This window comes from Sphingomonas sp. HF-S4, assembly GCF_032911445.1.
GTDB lineage: Bacteria > Pseudomonadota > Alphaproteobacteria > Sphingomonadales > Sphingomonadaceae > Sphingomonas > Sphingomonas agrestis.
Genome location: NZ_JAWJEJ010000001.1, coordinates 1,667,481 through 1,687,306, shown reverse-complemented (window position 1 = coordinate 1,687,306; position 19,826 = coordinate 1,667,481). Strand labels below are relative to the sequence as shown.

Below are 19,826 nucleotides of genomic sequence, written 5' to 3'. Positions count from 1 at the left end.
CGGATGACCGACCATGATGACGACGGCCTGCCGCCGCTCGGCCCCGAATTCGCCGCCCAGTTCCAGCGCGACGAGCGGCGCCCGGCCTGCCAGCTCTATTTGATCTCGCCGCTCGACGTGACCGGCGGCTTCGCCGACCGGCTCGCGCGCGCGCTCGATGCCGGGCCGGTCGCGGCGTTCCAGTTCCGCGTCAAGGATGTCGACCAGCACGCCGCGGCGGCGCTGGCCGAGCCGCTCCAGCGTATCTGCAGCGACCGCGACGTGGCGTTCCTGGTCAATGACAGTATCAGCCTGGCCAAACGGCTCGGCGCCGATGGCGTGCATCTGGGGCAGGGCGACGGCGACCCGCGCGAGGCGCGATCGGTGCTCGGGCCCAATGCGCAGATCGGCGTGACCTGCCACGACAGCCGCCACCTCGCGATGGAAGCCGGCGAGGGCGGGGCCGACTATGTCGCCTTCGGCGCCTTCTACCCGACCACCACCAAGGAAGTGCGTCACCATCCCGATCCGGCGATCCTCAGCTGGTGGACGACGGTGTTCGAGATCCCCTGCGTCGCGATCGGCGGGATCACCCCGGCCAATGCACGGCCGCTGATCGAGGCCGGCGCCGATTTCCTCGCGGTCTCGGGCGCGGTGTGGGGCGGTGACGAAGCGGCGGCGATCAAGGCGTTCGGGGCTGTTCTCGCCAGCTAGGAAACAAGCACGCGCGCAATCGTTCTCCTGCCGACACGTTGGTCAGGAGTTTGTCTTTGCGTACTATTTTCTGTGCCGCCGCCGGGCTCGCGGCAATCGTGTTCACACCCGTTTTCGCCCAGAAACAGAATGCGCAAGCCAAGCCGCCGGTCGACTGGACGGTGATGCATGCGCAGGTGATCCTCGATTCGCTCGGCTTCTCGCCGGGGATCGTCGATGGACGCGAGGGGCAATCGTTGACCGCGGCGCTCAAGGGGTTCCAGTCCACCCGCGGGCTCAAGACGACGGGCACGCTCGACCGCGCGACCCTGAGCGCGCTCCACCCATATCGCGAGCGGCGGCCGGTGACGCGCGTGACGCTCGATCCCGCGATGCTCCAGGGACCGTTCTTCAATCCGCTGCCCAAGGATCCGCAGGACCAGGCCAAGTTGCCCGCGCTCGGCTATACCCGGCCGCTCGAGAAGCTCGCCGAGATGTTCCACACCACGCCCGAGGTGCTGGTCGAGCTCAACCCCGGCGGTGCGGCAATCGCCCCGGGCGCGACCTTCGTGTTTCCCAATGTCGTCGCGGGATCGCGCGAGTATCAGGGCGAGCTCAAGCCCGAATGGCGCCAGACGCTTACCGACCTCAATGTCGATGCGCGCCAGCCCGCGGGCGACCATCTCGTCGTCGACAAGTCCGAGAAGGTGCTGAAGGTGTTCGACGCCAACGACAAGTTGGTCGCGCAGTTCAGCGCGTCGATGGGCAGCCAGCACGATCCGCTGCCGATCGGCACGTGGAAAATCAACGTGATAGATACCAATCCCAAGTTCCATTATAACCCGGACCTGTTCTGGGATGCCAAGCGTGACGATGAGAAGGCGATGCTGCCGCCGGGACCGAACGGGCCCGTGGGCGTGGTATGGCTCGATCTCTCCAAGGAGCATTACGGCATTCACGGCACGCCCGAGCCGCAGAATATCGGCCGCTCGCAGAGCCACGGCTGCATCCGGCTGGCCAATTGGGACGCCGCGCGGCTGGCGCTGATGATCAAGCCCGGCGCCGAAGCGGTTTTCCAGGAGTAGGACGATGCGCAAGCGGCTGACCTGGGGGGTGGGGATAATACTGCTTCTGGGGTTGGCCGCCATGGCGTCGATGATCCGCATCGTGCCCGGAGACGCTCCGGCTGCGGCGCCCCCCGTCCAGGCGGCGCAGGCACCGCCCGCGACGCCGACGGGCGCGTGGAGCCATCCGCTGCTCACGGTGCCGGTGCAGGGCGTCGAGCGGTCGCAGATCGTCGATACTTGGGGCCAGTCGCGCGCCAACGGTGCCCGTACCCACGAGGCGACCGATATCCTCGCACCGGGCGGCACCCCGGTGATCGCCGCGGCGCCGGGCACCGTCGAGAAGCTGTTCTACAGCGAGGGCGGGGGCGGGATCACGCTGTACGTCCGCTCGCCGGACAAGCAGTGGAGCTATTATTATGCGCATCTCCAGCGTTATGCGCCCGGCATCGTCGAGGGCATGCAGGTCAGGGCCGGCGAGGTGCTCGGTTTCGTCGGCGACACCGGCAATTCGGGCGCGGGCAACTACCATTTGCACTTCGGTATGGCGCATATGGCCCCGGGGGAGCGCTGGTGGCAGGGGCAACCGGTCAATCCGTTTCCCCTGCTTGCCGGGCGGCGCTGATGTTCGTATTATGTTCCCGGAATAGGGGGCGGGATGATGCAGGGCGGCTGCAATTGCAGATATATACGGTTTCGGTTGACCTCGGCGCCGATCTTCGTCAACGGCTGTCACTGCCGCGTGTGCCAGCGCGAGACCGGATCGGCGTTCGCTATCAACGCGATGATCGAGGCCGATCGCATTGAAATGCTTACCGAAACAATGCCAGAGCGATATACCGTCCGGGCTGGCACCCAGCCGCCGACACGCGGCGCGCGCTGCCCGCGTTGCGCGGTGGCGCTATGGGGCACGCATCCCGATTTCGGCGAGGCGATCCTGTTCGTGCGCGGCGGGACGCTTGACGAGCGGGTGATTCCCGACGCGCATTTCTTCACGGTGACACGGCATCCGCTGGTCACGGTGCCAGACGACGTGCAGAGCTTTGCCGGGCTGCCCACGGCAGAGGACTGGCCGATCTGGAACGTGGAGGTTCAAGCCCGGATCGATGCGGCGATGGCGGCGCGCTTGCCGGAAGCGTGATGCGCCGCTAAAGGCCCGGCCTTCGCTCTTTCTCAGCTTACAGGTCTCGATCCCATGAAGATCAGCGGCGTGGACATCCGTCCCGGCAACATCATCGAATATGAAGGCGGCATCTGGCGCGCAGTAAAGATCCAGCACACCCAGCCCGGCAAGGGCGGCGCGTACATGCAGGTCGAGCTCAAGAACCTCCGCGACGGCCGCAAGAACAATGTTCGCTTCCGCTCGGCAGAGTCGGTCGAGCGCGTGCGGCTCGATACCAAGGACTTCCAGTTCCTGTTCGCCGAGGGCGACATCCTGACCTTCATGGACAAGGAAACCTACGACCAGACCACGCTGCCGCGCGACCTGCTCGGCGATGCCGCCGCCTTCCTGCAGGACGGCATGGACGTGGTGATGGAGCTGTATGACGAGGAGCCGATCAGCGTGCAGCTGCCCGATACGATCGAAGCGACGATCGTCGAGGCCGACGCGGTGGTGAAGGGCCAGACGGCGTCGTCGTCGTACAAGCCCGCGGTGCTCGATAATGGCGTGCGCATCATGGTCCCGCCGCACATTGCTTCGGGAACCCGGATCGTCGTCGACGTGTACGAGCAGACCTACGTCCGTCGCGCGGACTAACCTTCTTCGTTTCCCTTCCGCTTGCGGGAGGGGCTAGGGGAGGGCGTGAACGGAGCCTCACGCCTTCCGCCTCGATGAACTTGCAGGCCCTCCCCCGACCCCTCCCGCAAGCGGGAGGGGAGAAGAGAAGTACATTGGTTTCCCACTCCGGCATCATCACCGTCATCGAGCGCGCCGTCCGCAAGGCGGGGCCGCGGCTGCGGCGCGACTTCAACGAGGTCCAGCACCTCCAGGTGAGCCGCAAGGGGCCGGCCGACTTCGTATCGATCGCCGACCAGCGTTCCGAGGACACGCTGATCGAGGAACTCCAGAAGGCGCGGCCCGACTGGGGCTTCCTGGTCGAGGAGCGCGGCGAGATCGCCGGCAATCCGGACAAGCCGCGCTGGATCATCGATCCTCTCGACGGCACGAGCAATTTCCTTCACGGCATCCCGCATTTCTGCATCTCGATCGCCGTCGAGGATCCGCACGGCAGCCAGGGCAAGCCTGAGATCACCCACGGCTATATCTACCAGCCGATCACCGACGAGGGTTTCTGGGCCGAAAAGGGCCGGGGCGCCTGGCTTCAGGACCAGCGGTTGCGCGTCTCCGCGCGGCGGGATCTGTCGGACGCGCTGATCGCGACGGGCATCCCGTTCCTGGGGCATGGCGATTTCGTCGAATGGAGCCGGATCTTCGGCGCGGTGGCGCCTGAAGTGGCGGGAATTCGTCGGCTCGGCGCCGCGGCGCTCGACCTCGCCTGGGTCGCCGCGGGGCGGTTCGACGGCTATTGGGAGTCGAACCTCAAGCCGTGGGACGTCGCGGCGGGGATGCTGCTCGTCAAGGAGGCCGGCGGCTACGTCACCGACTTCCGCGGGCAGGATCTGCCGCGCGAGCGCAACCAGTTCCTCGCCGCGAACGACGTATTGCACAACAAGCTGCATAAGCTCGTCGCGAGTTCGCTCCGCAACAAGTAATCCGCGGTCGCAAGCGCTTGCCGGTGCCGGCCTTCGCCGGGTGGCGGCGCATGCCCGAAAGACAGCGTCGCTGCGATTTTATTGCGAGTGATTCTCAGGGGTTCCACCCCTTGCCGCACATGGCCCATCGGCCTAAAGCGCCCCCAAGTTTCCGCATCCGCGAGAAGGCACCTTGGTCGATCTAATTGAATATCTGCCGATCCTGCTGTTCCTCGGCGTGGCACTGGTGCTTTCGAGCGCCTTCGTGTTCCTGCCGATGCTGGTAGGCCGGCTCACCGGCACCCACCAGCCGACGCCGGAGAAGCTCACCGAATATGAATGCGGCTTCCCCGCGTTCGAGGATTCGCGCAGCCAGTTCGACGTGCGCTTCTACCTGGTGGCGATCCTGTTCATCATCTTCGATCTTGAGGCGGCGTTCCTGTTTCCCTGGGCGGTTTCGGTGTTCGATCTCGGCTGGACCGCCTGGATCTCGATGATGATCTTCATTGCCGAGCTTGCGCTCGGGCTTGTTTACGCGTGGAAGAAAGGTGCGTTGGAGTGGGAGTAGAGCTCAGCCCTCCGCCAGCAGGTACGCTGCCGAACGTCGCGTTCCTCGACGACATCAATGCCGAGGTCGGCGATAAGGGTTTCCTCGTCACCTCGACCGAGGAGCTGTTCCAGTGGGCGCGTACCGGCTCGCTGTGGTGGATGACCTTCGGGCTCGCCTGCTGCGCGGTCGAGATGATCCACGTCAACATGCCGCGCTACGACATGGAGCGCTTCGGTGCCGCGCCGCGCGCGTCTCCGCGCCAGTCGGACGTGATGATCGTCGCGGGCACCCTCTGCAACAAGATGGCCCCGGCGCTGCGTCGCGTGTACGATCAGATGTCCGAGCCGAAATATGTGATCTCGATGGGCTCGTGCGCCAATGGCGGCGGCTATTACCATTACAGCTACAGCGTCGTGCGCGGCTGCGATCGGATCGTGCCGGTGGACATCTACGTCCCCGGCTGCCCGCCGACCGCCGAGGCGCTGCTGTATGGCGTGATGCAGCTCCAGCGTAAGATCCGCCGGATCGGGACGATGGAACGGTGAGGGCGCCTGCACCCCGTACCATGCCCAATGACGGCGTGATCGATGCGGCCGCGGCCGTGCTCGGCGACATGCTCGTCGAGAGCAAGGATGCCGTGGGCGAGATCTCGCTGACCGTGGTGCGCTCGCGCCTGGTCGAGGCGATGCTTGCGCTCCGCGACACGCCGGGACTCGAATATCAGCAATTGAGCGAGATCGCCGGCGCCGATTATCCGGCGCGGCCCGAGCGCTTCGACGTGGTCTATCAGCTGCTGTCGTTCACCCAGAACCGCCGCATTCGCGTCCGCGTCACCACCGACGAGGAAAGGCCGGTCCCGAGCGTGACGGGCATCTGGCCGGTCGCCGGCTGGCTCGAGCGCGAAGTGTACGACATGTACGGCGTGCTGTTCGACGGGAATACGGACCTGCGCCGCATCCTTACGGACTATGGTTTCGTCGGGCATCCGCTCCGGAAAGACTTCCCGCAGACCGGCTATGTCGAGCTGCGCTATTCGGAAGAGGCCAAGCGTGTGGTGTACGAGCCGGTCAAGCTCGCGCAGGACTTCCGCAGCTTCGACTTCATGAGCCCTTGGGAAGGCGCGCAGTACGTGCTGCCGGGCGACGAGAAGGCGGCTGCGCCGCCACCGCCGCCTGCTCCGGCACCTGCGCCCGCTCCGGCGCCGGCGCCCGTAGCCGCGCAGCCCCAGGCAAAGGGTGCCCCCACGCCGCTGACCGCCGACGAAATCGTCAAGGCCGATGCGCCCGCGGCAAAGGCGACCAAGTCGCGCGTCGCGAAGCCCAAGACCACCGACGACACCAGCGAGAGCGGTGCCGGCAAGTCCGGTCCCGAGGCGGGCCCGGCGCCCGCCGATCCGGACGTCGTCAAGAAGCCGCGCAAGTCGCGCGCGAAGAAGTCGCCCGAGGGTGAAGCGTAATGGCTGAGTATCTGGACGAGATCGAAGGCCGCACCGATTCCGGCAAGCCGGAACTGGGCGATACCGAGATCGCCAACTATACGATCAACTTCGGCCCGCAGCACCCGGCTGCGCACGGTGTGTTGCGTCTGGTGACCGAGCTCGACGGCGAGATCATCGAGCGAATCGATCCGCATGTCGGCCTGCTCCATCGCGGCACCGAGAAGCTGATCGAGTACAAGACCTACACCCAGGCGCTGCCCTATTTCGATCGCTTCGATTACTGCTCGCCGCTGGGCATGGAGCATTCGTACGTGCTCGCGGTCGAGAAGCTGCTCGACCTCGAAGTCCCGCTGCGGGGCCAGTATCTCCGCGTGTTCTTCGCCGAGCTGACGCGCATCTGCAATCACATGCTCAACCTGGGCTCGCACGTCATGGACGTCGGCGCGATGACGCCGAACCTGTGGCTGTTCGAGATCCGCGAGGACTGCCTCAACTTCTTTGAGCGTGCCTCGGGTGCGCGGATGCACTCGAACTATTTCCGCGTCGGCGGCGTCCGCCAGGACGTGCCGCTCAAGCTGCTCACCGACATCGCCGACTGGCTCGATACGCGTCTACCGCGGCTGTTCGAGGACGCGATCAGCCTCGTCGCCGAGAACCGTATCTTCAAGCAGCGCAATGTCGACATCGCCACGGTGAGCCGCGAGGATGCGATCGCCTGGGGCTTCTCGGGCCCGATGATCCGCGCCGCGGGCATCCCCTGGGATATCCGGCGCCAACAGCCATACGATGTGTACGACCGCATGGAGTTCGACATCCCCGTCGGCACGCGCGGCGATTGCTATGACCGGTTCATGGTGCGCGTCGAAGAGGTCCGCCAGTCGGCGCGAATCATGAAGCAGTGCCTGAGCGAAATGCCCGAAGGACCGGTGCTGAGCCTCGACCGCAAGGTGGCGCCGCCGAGCCGCGGCGAAATGAAGCAGTCGATGGAAGCGCTGATCCATCACTTCAAGCTGTTCACCGAAGGCTATCACGTCCCCGCGGGCGAGGTTTATGTCGCGACCGAGAGCCCCAAGGGCGAGTTCGGCGTCTATCTGGTAAGCGACGGCACCAACAAGCCGTATCGCTGCAAGGTCCGCCCGACTGCGTTCAGTCACCTCCAGGCGATGGACTTCATGTCGAAGGGCCATATGCTCGCCGACATCACCGCGATCCTGGGTGCGATGGACATCGTGTTCGGGGAGTGCGATCGGTGAGCGAGGCTCGTATCGCCACCGCGCACGAGATGATCGCGCACTACAATGCGCAAGACGCCGACGCTTACGTCGCGCTGATGACCGATCGCGCATGCGAGGCGACCTATCGCGGCGCGGTGCTGCGGGAGGGGCGCGAGGGCGTGCGCTCGGGGCTCAAGGCGATGTTCGCCGAATATCCCGGCAATCGTGCGGAAATCCTCACCTCTTATGCGCTCGGCGATACGGTCGTCCTGCACGAGAAGGTCGCACGTTCCCCAGAGGCAGAGCCTTTCGAGGTGATGTCCATCTATTCGTTCTCCGACGACAGGGTCGATCGGGTGGAGTTCATTCGCTGATGGCTGACGCCCCACAACTTCCCGACGAGGCCGAGACCCGCGCGCGCTGGGGCGCGTTCGCTTGGGATCCCGAGAGTGCCGAGAAGGCCAAGGAAATCCTGGGCCGCTATCCCGCGGGCCGGCAGATGTCGTGCACGATCCCGTTCCTCGACCTCGCCCAGCGTCAGGTCGGCGCCGAGACCAACACCCAGGGCTGGCTGCCTGTGCCGGTGATCGAGTTCGTCGCGCGCGAGCTCGAGATGCCGTATATCCGCGTGTTCGAGGTCGCGACCTTCTACACGATGTTCAATCTCGTCCCCGTTGGCCGCTATCATGTGCAGGTCTGCGGCACCACGCCGTGCATGCTGCGCGGGTCGGACGACGTGATGGCGGCGTGCAAGTCGCGCGGCATGAAGAAGGGCCACACCACTGCGGACGGGCTGTTCACGCTCACCGAAGTCGAGTGCATGGGCAATTGCTCGTCGGCGCCGATGGTGCAGATCAACGACGACAATTACGAGGACCTGACCTTCGATCGGACGGTCGCCATCCTCGATGCGCTGGCAAAGGGCGAGAGTCCCAAGACCGGCACGCAGGAGCCCGGCCGCCACACGGTCGAGCCGCTCGGCGAGCCGACCAATTTGGCCGCGATGGTCACCGAAAATCACGATTACCGCCCGGAATGGGGTAGCGCGGCATGAGCGGCAGCAACAAGAACCTGATCTTCACGATCCTGGCGATCATCGGCGGCATCGTCGTGCTCGGCTGGCTGCTGCGCCTCACCTTCGCGCTGCTCGGCCCGCTGCTGCTGATCGGCGTCGCGGTGGTGCTCTACATGATGTTCGCGAAGAACAAGGGGGGGCGTCTCTGATGCTCGCCGACAAGGACCGGATCTTCACCAACCTCTACGGCTATCAGCCGTGGAACCTCGACGCGGCGATCAAGCGCGGCGCGTGGGACAACACCAAGGCGCTGCTCGAGCTCGGCCAGGACACCATTATCGACCGCATCAAGGCCTCGGGCCTGCGCGGGCGCGGCGGGGCGGGCTTCCCGACCGGCATGAAATGGTCGTTCATGCCCAAGAACCCGACGTCCGAGCGTCCGAGCTTCCTAGTGATCAACGCCGACGAGTCCGAGCCGGGCTCGTGCAAGGACCGCGAGATCATCCGCCACGATCCGCATCTGCTGATCGAAGGCGCGCTGGTCGCGGGCTTCGCGATGCGCGCGCGCGCGGCGTATATCTACATCCGCGGCGAATATATCCGCGAGGCCGAGACGCTGTTTGCGGCCGTCAAGGAGGCGTACAACGCCGGCCTGATCGGCAAGAACGCGTGCAAGTCGGGCTACGACTTCGACGTGTTCGTGCACCGTGGGGCAGGGGCTTACATCTGCGGCGAAGAGACCGCGATGATCGAGAGCCTGGAGGGCAAGAAGGGCCAGCCGCGGCTCAAGCCCCCGTTCCCGGCGGGCGCGGGGCTCTATGGCTGCCCGACCACGGTCAACAATGTCGAATCGATCGCCGTCGCGCCGACGATCCTGCGCCGCTCGCCCGAATGGTTCGCGAGCTTCGGCGCCGAGAACAACAAGGGCACCAAGCTCTTTCAGATCTCGGGCCATGTCGAGAAGCCGTGCGTGGTCGAGGAAGCGATGAGCATCCCGTTCCGCGAGCTGATCGAGAAGCATTGCGGCGGCATCCGCGGCGGCTGGGACAATCTGCTCGCGGTGATTCCTGGCGGTTCTTCGGTCCCGCTTGTCCCCGCGGCGCAGATCATGGACTGCGCGATGGACTTCGACGGGCTCAAGGCCGTCGGCTCGGGCCTCGGCACCGCGGCGGTGATCGTCATGGACAAGTCGACCGACATCGTCCGCGCGATTAGCCGGCTTTCGTACTTCTACAAGCATGAGAGCTGCGGCCAGTGCACCCCGTGCCGCGAAGGCACCGGCTGGATGTGGCGCGTGATGGAGCGGATGCGCACCGGCGACGCCGACATCAGCGAGATCGACACGCTGCATCAGGTCACCAAGCAGGTCGAAGGCCACACGATCTGCGCGCTCGGCGACGCCGCGGCGTGGCCGATCCAGGGCCTGATCAAGCATTTCCGCCCCGAAATGGAGCGGCGGATCAATGAACGCAACGGCACCGGCGCTCAGCCGATGCAAGAGGCTGCCGAATAATGCCAAAGGTCAAAGTAGACGGAATCGAAGTGGAGGTACCTGCGGGCGCCACCGTGCTCCAGGCCTGCGAGGCCGCGGGCAAGGAGATTCCGCGCTTCTGCTATCACGAGCGGCTGTCGATCGCCGGCAATTGCCGGATGTGCCTGGTCGAAGTGAAGCCCGGGCCGCCCAAGCCGCAGGCTTCGTGCGCGCTGCCCGCTGCCGACGGCCAGGAGATCCGCACCGACAGCCAGATGGTCAAGGCCGCGCGCGAAGGCGTGATGGAATTCCTGCTGATCAACCACCCGCTCGACTGCCCGATCTGCGATCAGGGCGGCGAATGCGACCTGCAGGATCAGTCGGTCGCCTATGGCAAGGGCCATAGCCGCTACACCGAGAACAAGCGGGCGGTGACCGAGAAGTATATGGGTCCGATCATCAAGACGATCATGACCCGCTGCATCCAGTGCACCCGCTGCGTGCGCTTCGGCGAGGAAGTCGCCGGAGTCGACGAGATCGGCGCGATCTATCGCGGCGAGAACATGCAGATCACGACCTATCTGGAAAAGGCGTTCAAGAGCGAGTTGTCGGGGAACACCGTCGATCTCTGCCCGGTGGGCGCGCTGACGCACAAGCCGGTGGCGTTCGAATATCGCCCCTGGGAATTGAAGCGGAACCTTTCGATCGACGTGATGGATGCCGTGGGCACCAACATTCGCCTCGACAGCCGCGGTCGCCAGGTGATGCGCGTGCTCCCGCGGATCAACGAGGACGTCAACGAGGAATGGGCGCACGACAAGTCGCGCTACCATGTCGACGGGCTCGTCCGCCGGCGGCTCGATCGTCCGTTCGTCCGCAAGCAGGGCAAGCTGGTCGAGGCGAGTTGGGACGAGGCGTTCGATGCGATCGCCGCAGTCAACGCGGGTTCGAGCGTCGCGGCGATCGCCGGCGACCTGCTCGACGCCGAGACGATGTACGCCGCCAAGGCGCTGCTCAAGGGCCTCGGCTCGGAGCTGATCGAGAGCCGCCAGACCGGGATGGACTATGACGTTTCGAGCCTCGGCGCGGTCGCGTTCAACCCGACGATCGCCGGCGTCGAGGATGCCGATGCGATCCTGCTGATCGGCAGCAACCTCCGCTGGGAAGCGCCGCTGATCAACACGCGCGTGCGCAAGGCGATCAAGAAGGGGGCGAAGGTCTTCGCGATCGGCCCCGAGACCGATCTCACCTACAAGCTCGAATGGCTGGGCAACGATCTGGCGCTGCTCGGTAAGCTGCCCGACCAGGTCGTGCAGGCGTTCGATGGCGCCAAGCAGCCGCTCGTCATCGTCGGCCCCGGTGCGCTGGGTGCGGGCTTCGGCGCGGCGCTCGCTTTGGTCGAGCCGATGAAGCTGATCCGTACGCTCGAGGACGGCAGTGCCTGGAACGGCTTCGGCGTGGTCCATATCGCCGCAGCCCGGATGGCGGCGCTGATGCTCGGCTTCGCGCAGAAGGGCGGCATCGCCGACGTCGTCGCGGCCAACCCCAAGCTCGCGTTGTTCCTTGGCGCCGACGAAGTCGACTTCGCCAAGTTCCAGGGCAGCTTCAAGGTGTTCATCGGCCATCACGGCGATCGCGGCGCGCACCATGCCGACGTGATCCTGCCGGGCGCGACCTATGCCGAGAAGCCGGGCACCTATGTGAACCTCGAAGGCCGCGTCCAGCGCGCCGACCGCGCGGTGTTCGCGCCGGGCGACGCGCGCGAGGACTGGTCAATCCTTCGCGCGCTCTCCGACAGGCTCGGCCGCACCTTGCCGTTCGACAGCTTCGACGAACTGCGCGCGGCGATGGCGGCGGACGTGCCCGTGCTGGCCGAGGAAGGCCTTGTGACCTTCGAATGGAAGGTGCCGAAGCTTTCCGCCGTCGCAAGCGGTCCGGTCAACTATCCGGTCGCCGACTTCTATCTGACCAACGCGATCTGCCGCGCATCGCCGACGATGCAGCGCTGTTCGGCCGAACTCGTCCACGGCAAGGAATTCGCGGAGGCCGCGGAATGACCGCCTTCTTCCAGAACACCATCGGCCTGCCGTTCGGCTGGGCGTGGTTCCTCGCGACGATCGTTGGTATCCTGGTGATCGCATTGCCGCTGATGCTGGCGGTGGCGATGATCATCTATGCCGATCGGAAGATCTGGGCGGCGATGGCGCTGCGCCGCGGCCCCAACGTCGTCGGCCCGTTCGGCCTGCTGCAGAGCTTCGCCGACGGTCTGAAGGTGTTCCTCCAGGAAACGATCATCCCGTCGAGCGCGAACAAGACGCTGTTCCTGATCGCGCCGATCATCACCTTCACGGTCGCGCTGATCGTCTGGGCGGTGGTGCCGTTCCAGGCCGGCGTGGTGCTCTCTAACATCAATGTCGGCCTGCTCTACGTGCTCGCAGCGTCCTCGCTCGGCGTGTACGGGATCATCCTGGCGGGCTGGTCTTCCAACTCGAAATACCCCTTTTACTCGGCGATCCGCGCCGCGGCGCAGATGGTGTCGTACGAAGTTTCGATCGGCTTCGTGCTGATCTCGATCGTCCTCTGGGCCGGCAGCTTCAACCTCGGCGTGATCGTCGATGAACAGCAGGGCCATGTCCTCGGCTTCCTCAACGGCTTCGGGTTCAACCCGCTGCTGTTCCCGATGGCGGTGGTGTTCTTCATTTCCTCGCTCGCCGAGACCCAGCGCGCGCCGTTCGACTTGACCGAGGCAGAGTCCGAGCTCGTCGCGGGCTATCAGACCGAATATTCGTCGATGAGCTTCGCGCTCTACTGGCTCGGGGAATACGCCAACGTCATCCTGATGTGCACGCTCAACGCCACGCTGTTCTGGGGCGGGTATCTGCCCCCGGTCGATTGGGCGCCGCTTTATGCCGTGCCGGGCATCCTCTGGCTGTTCGCCAAGATCCTGTTCTTCTTCTTCTGCTTCAGCTGGGTAAAGGCCACCGTCCCGCGCTACCGCTACGACCAGCTGATGCGGCTGGGCTGGAAGATTTTCCTGCCGCTGTCGCTGATCTTCGTTTTCCTTGTTTCCGGGTATCTCATGCTGACCCGGGTTGGAGTGCCCGCATGAGCGTTGCCCAGCTAATCCGTTCCTACACGCTGTGGGAGTTCATCAAGGCGCACTGGCTGACCTTGCGGTACTTCTTCAAGCCCAAGGCGACGATCAACTATCCGTATGAGAAGAACCCGATCTCGCCCCGCTTCCGCGGCGAGCATGCGCTGCGCCGCTATGCCAATGGCGAAGAGCGCTGCATCGCGTGCAAGCTGTGCGAGGCGGTGTGCCCGGCGCTGGCGATCACGATCGAGGCCGAACCGCGCGAGGACGGCAGCCGTCGCACCACGCGCTACGACATCGACATGACCAAGTGCATCTATTGCGGGCTGTGCCAGGAAGCGTGCCCGGTCGATGCGATCGTCGAGGGGCCGAACTTCGAATTCTCGACCGAGACGCGTGAAGAGCTGATCTACGACAAGAACAAGCTGCTCGCCAACGGCGACCGCTGGGAGCGCGCGATCGCCGCGAACCTTGCCGCCGATGCACCGTACCGTTAAGCGCACCGCAATCGACAGGGGCCGTCAGATTCCGTGATCCAGCTCATAGCCTTTTACCTGTTTGCCATCGTCGTCATCGCCTCCGGGGCGCTGACGATCCTGGCACGCAATCCGGTGCATTCGGTGCTCTGGCTCATCCTCGCCTTCTTCAACGCGGCGGGGCTGATGGTGCTCGTCGGTGCCGAGTTCATCGCGATGCTGCTCGTCATCGTCTATGTCGGCGCCGTCGCGGTGCTGTTCCTGTTCGTCGTGATGATGCTCAACATCGACTTCGCCGAGCTGCGTGCCGGGGTGATGCGCTATGCTGCGATCGGGCTGCTGCTCGCGCTGGCGCTGGTCGCCGAGATCATCGTCGCGATCGGCGCGTGGAGCGCGGGGGGGCTGCAGCTTGGTCGTCGCATCGCCCCGATCGACGCCGGCGTCCCCAATATCGAGGCGATTGGCCAGCTGCTCTACTCGCGCTACCTGTTCGTGTTCGAAGGCGCCGGCCTGGTGCTGCTCGTCGCGATGATCGGTGCGATCGTGCTGACATGGCGCCAGCGCAGCGACGTTCGCCCGCAGAACATCAGCCGTCAGATCAACCGCCGCTCGAAGGATGCGACGCGCAACATGAATCCACCGGTTGGGCAGGGGGTCGAGCTGTGATCGGCATCACCCATTACCTCGTCGTTTCCGCGATCCTGTTCACGCTTGGGGTGCTCGGCATCTTCATGAACCGGAAGAACCTGATCGTCATCCTGATGGCGATCGAGCTCATCCTGCTCGCGGTGAACCTTAATCTCGTGGCGTTCTCGGCGTTCCTCGGCGATCTCGTGGGCCAAGTGTTCGCGATGTTCGTGCTGACCGTCGCCGCCGGCGAGGCCGCGATCGGGCTCGCCATTCTCGTTATCTACTTCCGTAGCCGGGGCACCATCTCGGTCGACGACGTCAATCGGATGAAGGGCTGATGTCGCCGATTCTCCTCATCGTATTCCTGCCGCTCGCGGCGGCAGTGATCGCCGGCTTCGCGAACAAGTCGTTCGGAAGCACCCTCCCCAAGATCGTCACCACGGGGGCGCTGTTCGCCGCGTGCGCGCTGTCGTGGACGGTGTTCCTGCCGTACCTGCATGGTGCGGAGAAGACCGTTGTCCCGGTGCTCAACTGGATGACCTCGGGCGACCTGCAGATCGCATGGGCGCTGCGCGTCGACTCGCTGACCGCAGTGATGCTGGTGGTGATCACCAGCGTCTCGGCACTCGTCCACCTTTATAGCTGGGGCTATATGAGCGAGGAGCCGGACCAGCCGCGCTTCTTCGCGTACCTCTCGCTGTTCACCTTCGCGATGCTGATGCTCGTGACCGCCGACAACCTCGTCCAGATGTTCTTCGGCTGGGAAGGCGTGGGCCTCGCCTCGTACCTGCTGATCGGCTTCTGGTTCCGCAAGCCGAGCGCCAACGCCGCGGCGATCAAGGCGTTCGTCGTGAACCGTGTGGGTGACTTGGGCTTCATGCTCGGCATCTTCGGGACCTTCCTGGTGTTCGGCACCGTGCAGATCGACGCGATCCTCGCCGCCGCGCCCAACATGTCGGGCTCGACGATCGGGTTCCTCGGCGCGCGCTTCGACACGATGACCGTGCTCTGCCTGCTGCTGTTCGTCGGCGCGATGGGCAAGTCGGCGCAGCTCGGGCTCCACACCTGGTTGCCCGATGCGATGGAAGGCCCGACCCCGGTGTCGGCGCTGATCCACGCGGCGACGATGGTCACCGCGGGCGTGTTCATGGTCTGCCGCATGTCGCCGATGTTCGAGACGAGCCCGGTGGCGATGGGCGTGGTGACCTTTGTCGGCGCCGCGACCTGCCTGTTCGCCGCGACCGTCGGACTGGTGCAGACCGACATCAAGCGCGTGATCGCCTATTCGACCTGCTCGCAGCTCGGCTACATGTTCTTCGCCGCGGGCGTCGGCGCCTACGGCGCGGCGATGTTCCATTTGTTCACGCACGCCTTCTTCAAGGCGCTGCTGTTCCTGGGTGCCGGCTCGGTTATCCATGCGATGCACCACGAGCAGGACATGCGCTTCTATGGTGGGCTGCGTAAGCACATCCCGTTCACCTTCTGGACGATGATGTTCGGCACGCTGGCGATCACCGGCGTCGGGCTGCCGGCAGTGTTCGGCAACCATCTCGCGATCGGTTTCGCCGGCTTCCACTCGAAGGACGCGATCATCGAGGCGGCCTGGGCTGCCGGGGTGCCGAGCGCCTTCTGGGTTGGCGTGTTCGTCGCGTTGCTCACCAGCTTCTACAGCTGGCGCCTGGTGTTCCTGACCTTCTACGGCAAGCCGCGCTGGGCAGGCTCGGAGCATATCCAGCATGCGGCGCACGATGCGCACGGCCACGGCCACGATGCGCATGGCCATGACGCGCATCACGACGATGCGCCCTCGGCCGAAGATGCCGGGCACACGCCGGACGCACATCATGCCGCACACGACGATCACGCTGTCGAAGGCACGGCCGGCTATCATCCGCATGAGAGCCCCTGGGTGATGCTGATCCCGCTGACCTTGCTGTCGATCGGCGCGATCGTCGCGGGCTTCGTCTTCCACGGCTTCTTCATCGAGGCCGAAGAGGGCGCGCACTTCTGGAACGGCGCGATCGCGTTCGACACGCATCTGATGCACGCGATGCACGAGGTGCCGACCTGGGTGAAGCTCTCGGCGACCGCCGCGATGCTGCTCGGTCTTGGCGGTGCGTGGTTCACCTATATCCGCAAGCCCGGCTTCGCGGCTGCGGTGGCGGGCCACTTCCGGGTGGTCTACACCTTCCTGCTCAACAAATGGTACTTCGACGAGCTCTACAACTTCCTGTTCGTCCGCCCCGCATTCGCGATCGGCCGGCTGCTCTGGAAGGCGGGTGACGAAGGCACCATCGACCGCTTCGGCCCCAACGGCATCGCTCGTCTGGTCCAGCTCGGCTCGGCCGGCGCGGTCCGCCTGCAATCGGGATATCTCTACACCTATGCGTTCATCATGCTGATCGGCCTGACCGCGGCACTCACCTGGGTGATCGCAGGATGACCGGCTTCCCGATCCTCTCCATCATGCTGGCGATCCCCGCGGTCGCCGCCGTGGCCTGCCTGTTCGCGGGTGCGCAGGGCGCGCGCTGGATCGCGCTGGGGGCAACCCTGGTCGATTTTGTTCTGGGCATCTGGCTCTGGGCCAATTTCGACATGAGCGCTGGCGCCGCGCAGTGGCAATATGTCGAGCATGTCCGCCTGTTCGGCATCGGCGGGGTCGACTTCGCCTGGGCGCTCGGCATCGACGGCTTCGCGCTTCTGCTAATCATGCTCTCGGTCTTCCTCATGCCGATCTGCATCGGCGCGAGCTGGGTCGCGATCGAGAAGCGCGTACCGGAATATATGGCGGCGATGCTCGCCACGCTGATCCTGATGATCGGCACGTTCGCCGCGCAGGACCTGCTGCTCTTCTACGTCTTCTTCGAAGGCGGCCTGATCCCGATGTACCTGATCATCGGCATCTGGGGTGGCGCCAACCGCATCTACGCGTCCTACAAGTTCTTCCTCTACACGCTGTTCGGCTCGCTGCTGATGCTTGTGGCGATGATCGCGATGCTGCTCAACGCCGGCACGTCGTCGATCCCCGAGCTGATGGCGCACGACTTCCCGTCGCAGTGGCAGACCTGGCTGTGGCTGGCGTTCTTCGCGAGCTTCGCGGTCAAGATGCCGATGTGGCCGGTCCACACCTGGCTTCCCGATGCGCACGTGCAGGCGCCGACCGCAGGGTCGGTGATCCTGGCGGGCGTGCTGCTCAAGCTTGGCGGCTATGGCTTCCTGCGCTTCAGCCTGCCGATGTTCCCCGAGGCCTCGGCCCAGTTCATGAACCTGGTATTCGTGTTGTCGTGCGTCGCGGTGGTCTACACCTCGCTCGTCGCGCTGGTGCAGTCGGACATGAAGAAGCTGATCGCCTATTCGTCGGTTGCGCACATGGCGATCGTGACGATGGGGCTGTTCGCCTTCAACCAGCAGGGCATCGAAGGCGCGATGATGGTCATGCTCGGCCACGGCCTCGTCTCGGGCGCGCTGTTCCTGTGCGTCGGCGTCATCTACGATCGCCTGCATACCCGCGAGATCGATCGCTATGGGGGCCTCGCGATCAACATGCCGCGCTACGCTGCGCTGTTCATGCTGTTCACGATGGCCTCTGTCGGCCTGCCGGGCACGAGCAACTTCGTTGGCGAGTTCCTCGGCCTTGCCGGTATCTACCAGGTTTCGACCTGGACCGCGCTGATCGGCACCAGCGGCATCATCCTGGGCGCGGCGTACATGCTGTACCTTTATCGTCGCGTCGTGTTCGGCGACCTGACCAAGGACGATGTCCGCGCGATGCCCGACCTCAACGCGCGCGAGATCTGGCTGCTTGCCCCGATCGCCGCGGCGGTGCTGTGGATGGGCGTGTATCCCGAGAGCTTCCTCAAGCCGATGCGGCCCGATGTCGAGCGGCTGGTCGAGCGGATGAGCCGCGCGGCGCCTGCGGGTGACTCGCAGCCGACCCCCGGCAAGCCTGCGCCTGCTGCGGCGCATGGCGAGGAACATGCTGCCCCCGCCGCTGCTGCGCACGGGAGCGCCCACTGATGAGCTATTCGATGCAATTGATGATGGTCCTGCCCGAGCTGGTGCTCGCGGGGGGCGCGATCCTGCTGATGCTGGTCGCCGCATGGGGCGGCCAGGCCTCGACCAAGCTGGTGAGCTGGGCGGCGATCGCCGTACTGATCGGAGCCGGAGTCGCGCTGGCGGGCCCGGCTTCGGCCGGCGGCGATGCATTCGACGGTCTGTATCGTGCCGACGCGTTTGCGGCGTTCGCCAAGGCGCTGATCTTCGTCGCCGCCGCGGTCTCGATCTTGATCGCGCCGCGCTTCTTCGGCGGCACCTCGGGCGACGACCTACGTCCCGAATATCCGGTGCTGATCCTGCTCTCGACCTGCGGCATGGGGATGATGGTCTCCGCCGGCGACCTGATGAGCCTCTATGTCGGCCTCGAGCTGCAGAGCCTCGCGGCCTATGTCCTCGCCAGCTTCATGCGCCGCGACACGCGCTCGGCCGAAGCGGGCCTGAAGTATTTCGTCCTCGGCGCGCTGGCTTCTGGCATCCTGCTCTACGGCATCAGCCTGGTATATGGCTTCTCGGGCACGACGTTGTTCGATGGGATTGCCGACGCCTATGCACAGGGTCGCTCGACCGGGCTGCTGTTCGGCCTCGTGTTCGTCTTTGCCGGCCTCGCTTTCAAGATGAGCGCCGTGCCGTTCCATATGTGGACCCCGGACGTTTATGAAGGCGCGCCTACCCCGGTGACCGCCTTCTTCGCCTCGGCGCCCAAGGTCGCGGCGATCGCGCTTGCTACCCGCGTAGCGATCGAGGCGATGGGCCCGGCGATCTCCGACTGGCGCCAGATCGTGATCTTCGCGGCACTCGCCTCGATCATCTTCGGTGCGGTCGCGGCGATCGGCCAGACCAACATCAAGCGGCTGCTGGCATATTCGTCGATCAACAATGTCGGCTTCGCGCTGATCGGCCTCGCGGCCGGCGGCGAGGCGGGCGTGTCGAGCGTGCTCTATTACATGGCGATCTACGTCGTCATGACGCTCGGCTCGTTCCTGATCGTGCTCCAGATGCGCGGTCCCGATGGCCAGCCGATCGAGAGCATCGCCAGCCTGTCGGGCATGTCGCGCACCCGGCCGGGCTTGGCATTGGCCTTTGCGATCTTCATGTTCAGCCTGGCGGGCATCCCGCCGCTGCTCGGCTTCTTCGCCAAGCTGCAGGTGTTTGTCGCGGCGGTCGATGCGGGACTGTTCGTGTTCGCGGCGGTCGGTGCCGCGGCCTCGGCGATCGGCGCCTTCTATTACCTCAAGATCATCAAGACGATGTACTTCGACGAGCCGGCCGATGCGCTGGCGGGCAAGACCGATCCGGTCGAGGGTGCGTTGCTGGTGGTCTGCGCCGCGGTGATCTCGCCGCTTGGCTGGCCGCTGCTCGGCTATCTCGAGATCGCCACGGCATCGGCGGCAAAGGCGCTGTTCTGACGCCGACGATCCGGACCGTCGCGCAGACGGGGTCGACCAACGCCGA

The 19,826-nt window shown here is 65.2% G+C and carries 22 protein-coding genes; all 22 read left to right on the top strand.

The genetic code is table 11. From position 1 onward, the window contains the following. The first annotated feature begins 3 nt into the window (after nt 1–3). Nucleotides 4–693 carry a thiamine phosphate synthase gene (thiE, locus tag RZN05_RS07355; protein ID WP_317225963.1) on the top strand — a complete coding sequence of 230 codons (690 nt, stop codon included), beginning with the start codon at nt 4–6 and terminating at the stop codon, nt 691–693. A gap of 56 nt (nt 694–749) precedes the next feature. After that, on the top strand, nt 750–1,757 hold the full coding sequence (locus RZN05_RS07350) for a L,D-transpeptidase family protein (protein ID WP_394804789.1): 1,008 nt from the start codon (nt 750–752) through the stop codon (nt 1,755–1,757). Between the two features lie 4 nt (nt 1,758–1,761). Further along, nucleotides 1,762–2,361 carry a M23 family metallopeptidase gene (locus RZN05_RS07345; RefSeq protein ID WP_317225962.1) on the top strand — a complete coding sequence of 200 codons (600 nt, stop codon included), beginning with the start codon at nt 1,762–1,764 and terminating at the stop codon, nt 2,359–2,361. A gap of 33 nt (nt 2,362–2,394) precedes the next feature. Next, nucleotides 2,395–2,877, top strand: a complete 483-nt coding sequence (locus RZN05_RS07340; protein ID WP_449619001.1) for a GFA family protein — start codon at nt 2,395–2,397, stop codon at nt 2,875–2,877. 54 nt (nt 2,878–2,931) lie between these two features. Next, a complete protein-coding gene (gene efp / locus RZN05_RS07335) occupies nt 2,932–3,495 on the top strand; it encodes an elongation factor P (RefSeq protein WP_317225960.1) in 564 nt (187 codons plus the stop codon). A gap of 134 nt (nt 3,496–3,629) precedes the next feature. Further along, nucleotides 3,630–4,451: an inositol monophosphatase family protein gene (locus RZN05_RS07330; protein ID WP_317225959.1), complete on the top strand. Its 822-nt coding sequence runs from the start codon at nt 3,630–3,632 to the stop codon at nt 4,449–4,451. 172 nt (nt 4,452–4,623) lie between these two features. After that, nucleotides 4,624–4,998, top strand: a complete 375-nt coding sequence (locus RZN05_RS07325; protein ID WP_077508972.1) for an NADH-quinone oxidoreductase subunit A — start codon at nt 4,624–4,626, stop codon at nt 4,996–4,998. Beyond that, entirely contained in the window at nt 4,989–5,525 is a 537-nt protein-coding gene (locus tag RZN05_RS07320) for a NuoB/complex I 20 kDa subunit family protein (RefSeq protein WP_317225958.1), read from the top strand. Before RZN05_RS07325 ends, RZN05_RS07320 begins: the two co-directional genes overlap by 10 nt. After that, the gene (locus RZN05_RS07315; protein WP_394804788.1) at nt 5,522–6,436 is read left to right on the top strand and encodes an NADH-quinone oxidoreductase subunit C; all 915 of its coding nucleotides are present in this window, start codon (nt 5,522–5,524) and stop codon (nt 6,434–6,436) included. The genes RZN05_RS07320 and RZN05_RS07315 overlap by 4 nt, the downstream gene beginning before the upstream one ends. After that, the gene (locus tag RZN05_RS07310; RefSeq protein ID WP_317225957.1) at nt 6,436–7,671 is read left to right on the top strand and encodes an NADH-quinone oxidoreductase subunit D; all 1,236 of its coding nucleotides are present in this window, start codon (nt 6,436–6,438) and stop codon (nt 7,669–7,671) included. The genes RZN05_RS07315 and RZN05_RS07310 overlap by 1 nt, the downstream gene beginning before the upstream one ends. Further along, nucleotides 7,668–8,006, top strand: a complete 339-nt coding sequence (locus RZN05_RS07305) for a nuclear transport factor 2 family protein (protein WP_317225956.1) — start codon at nt 7,668–7,670, stop codon at nt 8,004–8,006. Before RZN05_RS07310 ends, RZN05_RS07305 begins: the two co-directional genes overlap by 4 nt. Next, on the top strand, nt 8,006–8,686 hold the full coding sequence (locus tag RZN05_RS07300) for a complex I 24 kDa subunit family protein (RefSeq protein ID WP_317225955.1): 681 nt from the start codon (nt 8,006–8,008) through the stop codon (nt 8,684–8,686). Before RZN05_RS07305 ends, RZN05_RS07300 begins: the two co-directional genes overlap by 1 nt. Then, a complete protein-coding gene (locus tag RZN05_RS07295; RefSeq protein WP_317225954.1) occupies nt 8,683–8,856 on the top strand; it encodes a hypothetical protein in 174 nt (57 codons plus the stop codon). Before RZN05_RS07300 ends, RZN05_RS07295 begins: the two co-directional genes overlap by 4 nt. Next, complete coding sequence (gene nuoF, locus RZN05_RS07290; RefSeq protein WP_317225953.1) at nt 8,856–10,160, top strand: NADH-quinone oxidoreductase subunit NuoF; 1,305 nt, start codon at nt 8,856–8,858, stop codon at nt 10,158–10,160. Before RZN05_RS07295 ends, nuoF begins: the two co-directional genes overlap by 1 nt. Then, nucleotides 10,160–12,175: an NADH-quinone oxidoreductase subunit NuoG gene (gene nuoG, locus RZN05_RS07285; RefSeq protein ID WP_317225952.1), complete on the top strand. Its 2,016-nt coding sequence runs from the start codon at nt 10,160–10,162 to the stop codon at nt 12,173–12,175. The genes nuoF and nuoG overlap by 1 nt, the downstream gene beginning before the upstream one ends. Further along, on the top strand, nt 12,172–13,227 hold the full coding sequence (nuoH, locus tag RZN05_RS07280; RefSeq protein ID WP_317225951.1) for an NADH-quinone oxidoreductase subunit NuoH: 1,056 nt from the start codon (nt 12,172–12,174) through the stop codon (nt 13,225–13,227). The genes nuoG and nuoH overlap by 4 nt, the downstream gene beginning before the upstream one ends. Next, the gene (gene nuoI / locus RZN05_RS07275; RefSeq protein WP_077508981.1) at nt 13,224–13,709 is read left to right on the top strand and encodes an NADH-quinone oxidoreductase subunit NuoI; all 486 of its coding nucleotides are present in this window, start codon (nt 13,224–13,226) and stop codon (nt 13,707–13,709) included. The genes nuoH and nuoI overlap by 4 nt, the downstream gene beginning before the upstream one ends. 33 nt (nt 13,710–13,742) lie before the next feature. Next, a complete protein-coding gene (locus tag RZN05_RS07270; RefSeq protein WP_317225950.1) occupies nt 13,743–14,354 on the top strand; it encodes an NADH-quinone oxidoreductase subunit J in 612 nt (203 codons plus the stop codon). Continuing rightward, nucleotides 14,351–14,656 carry an NADH-quinone oxidoreductase subunit NuoK gene (gene nuoK, locus RZN05_RS07265; protein WP_077508983.1) on the top strand — a complete coding sequence of 102 codons (306 nt, stop codon included), beginning with the start codon at nt 14,351–14,353 and terminating at the stop codon, nt 14,654–14,656. Before RZN05_RS07270 ends, nuoK begins: the two co-directional genes overlap by 4 nt. Then, a complete protein-coding gene (gene nuoL / locus RZN05_RS07260) occupies nt 14,656–16,761 on the top strand; it encodes an NADH-quinone oxidoreductase subunit L (RefSeq protein WP_317225949.1) in 2,106 nt (701 codons plus the stop codon). The genes nuoK and nuoL overlap by 1 nt, the downstream gene beginning before the upstream one ends. After that, nucleotides 16,758–18,335: an NADH-quinone oxidoreductase subunit M gene (locus tag RZN05_RS07255; RefSeq protein ID WP_317225948.1), complete on the top strand. Its 1,578-nt coding sequence runs from the start codon at nt 16,758–16,760 to the stop codon at nt 18,333–18,335. Before nuoL ends, RZN05_RS07255 begins: the two co-directional genes overlap by 4 nt. Then, complete coding sequence (gene nuoN / locus RZN05_RS07250; protein WP_317225947.1) at nt 18,335–19,780, top strand: NADH-quinone oxidoreductase subunit NuoN; 1,446 nt, start codon at nt 18,335–18,337, stop codon at nt 19,778–19,780. Before RZN05_RS07255 ends, nuoN begins: the two co-directional genes overlap by 1 nt. Nucleotides 19,781–19,826 lie beyond the last annotated feature (46 nt).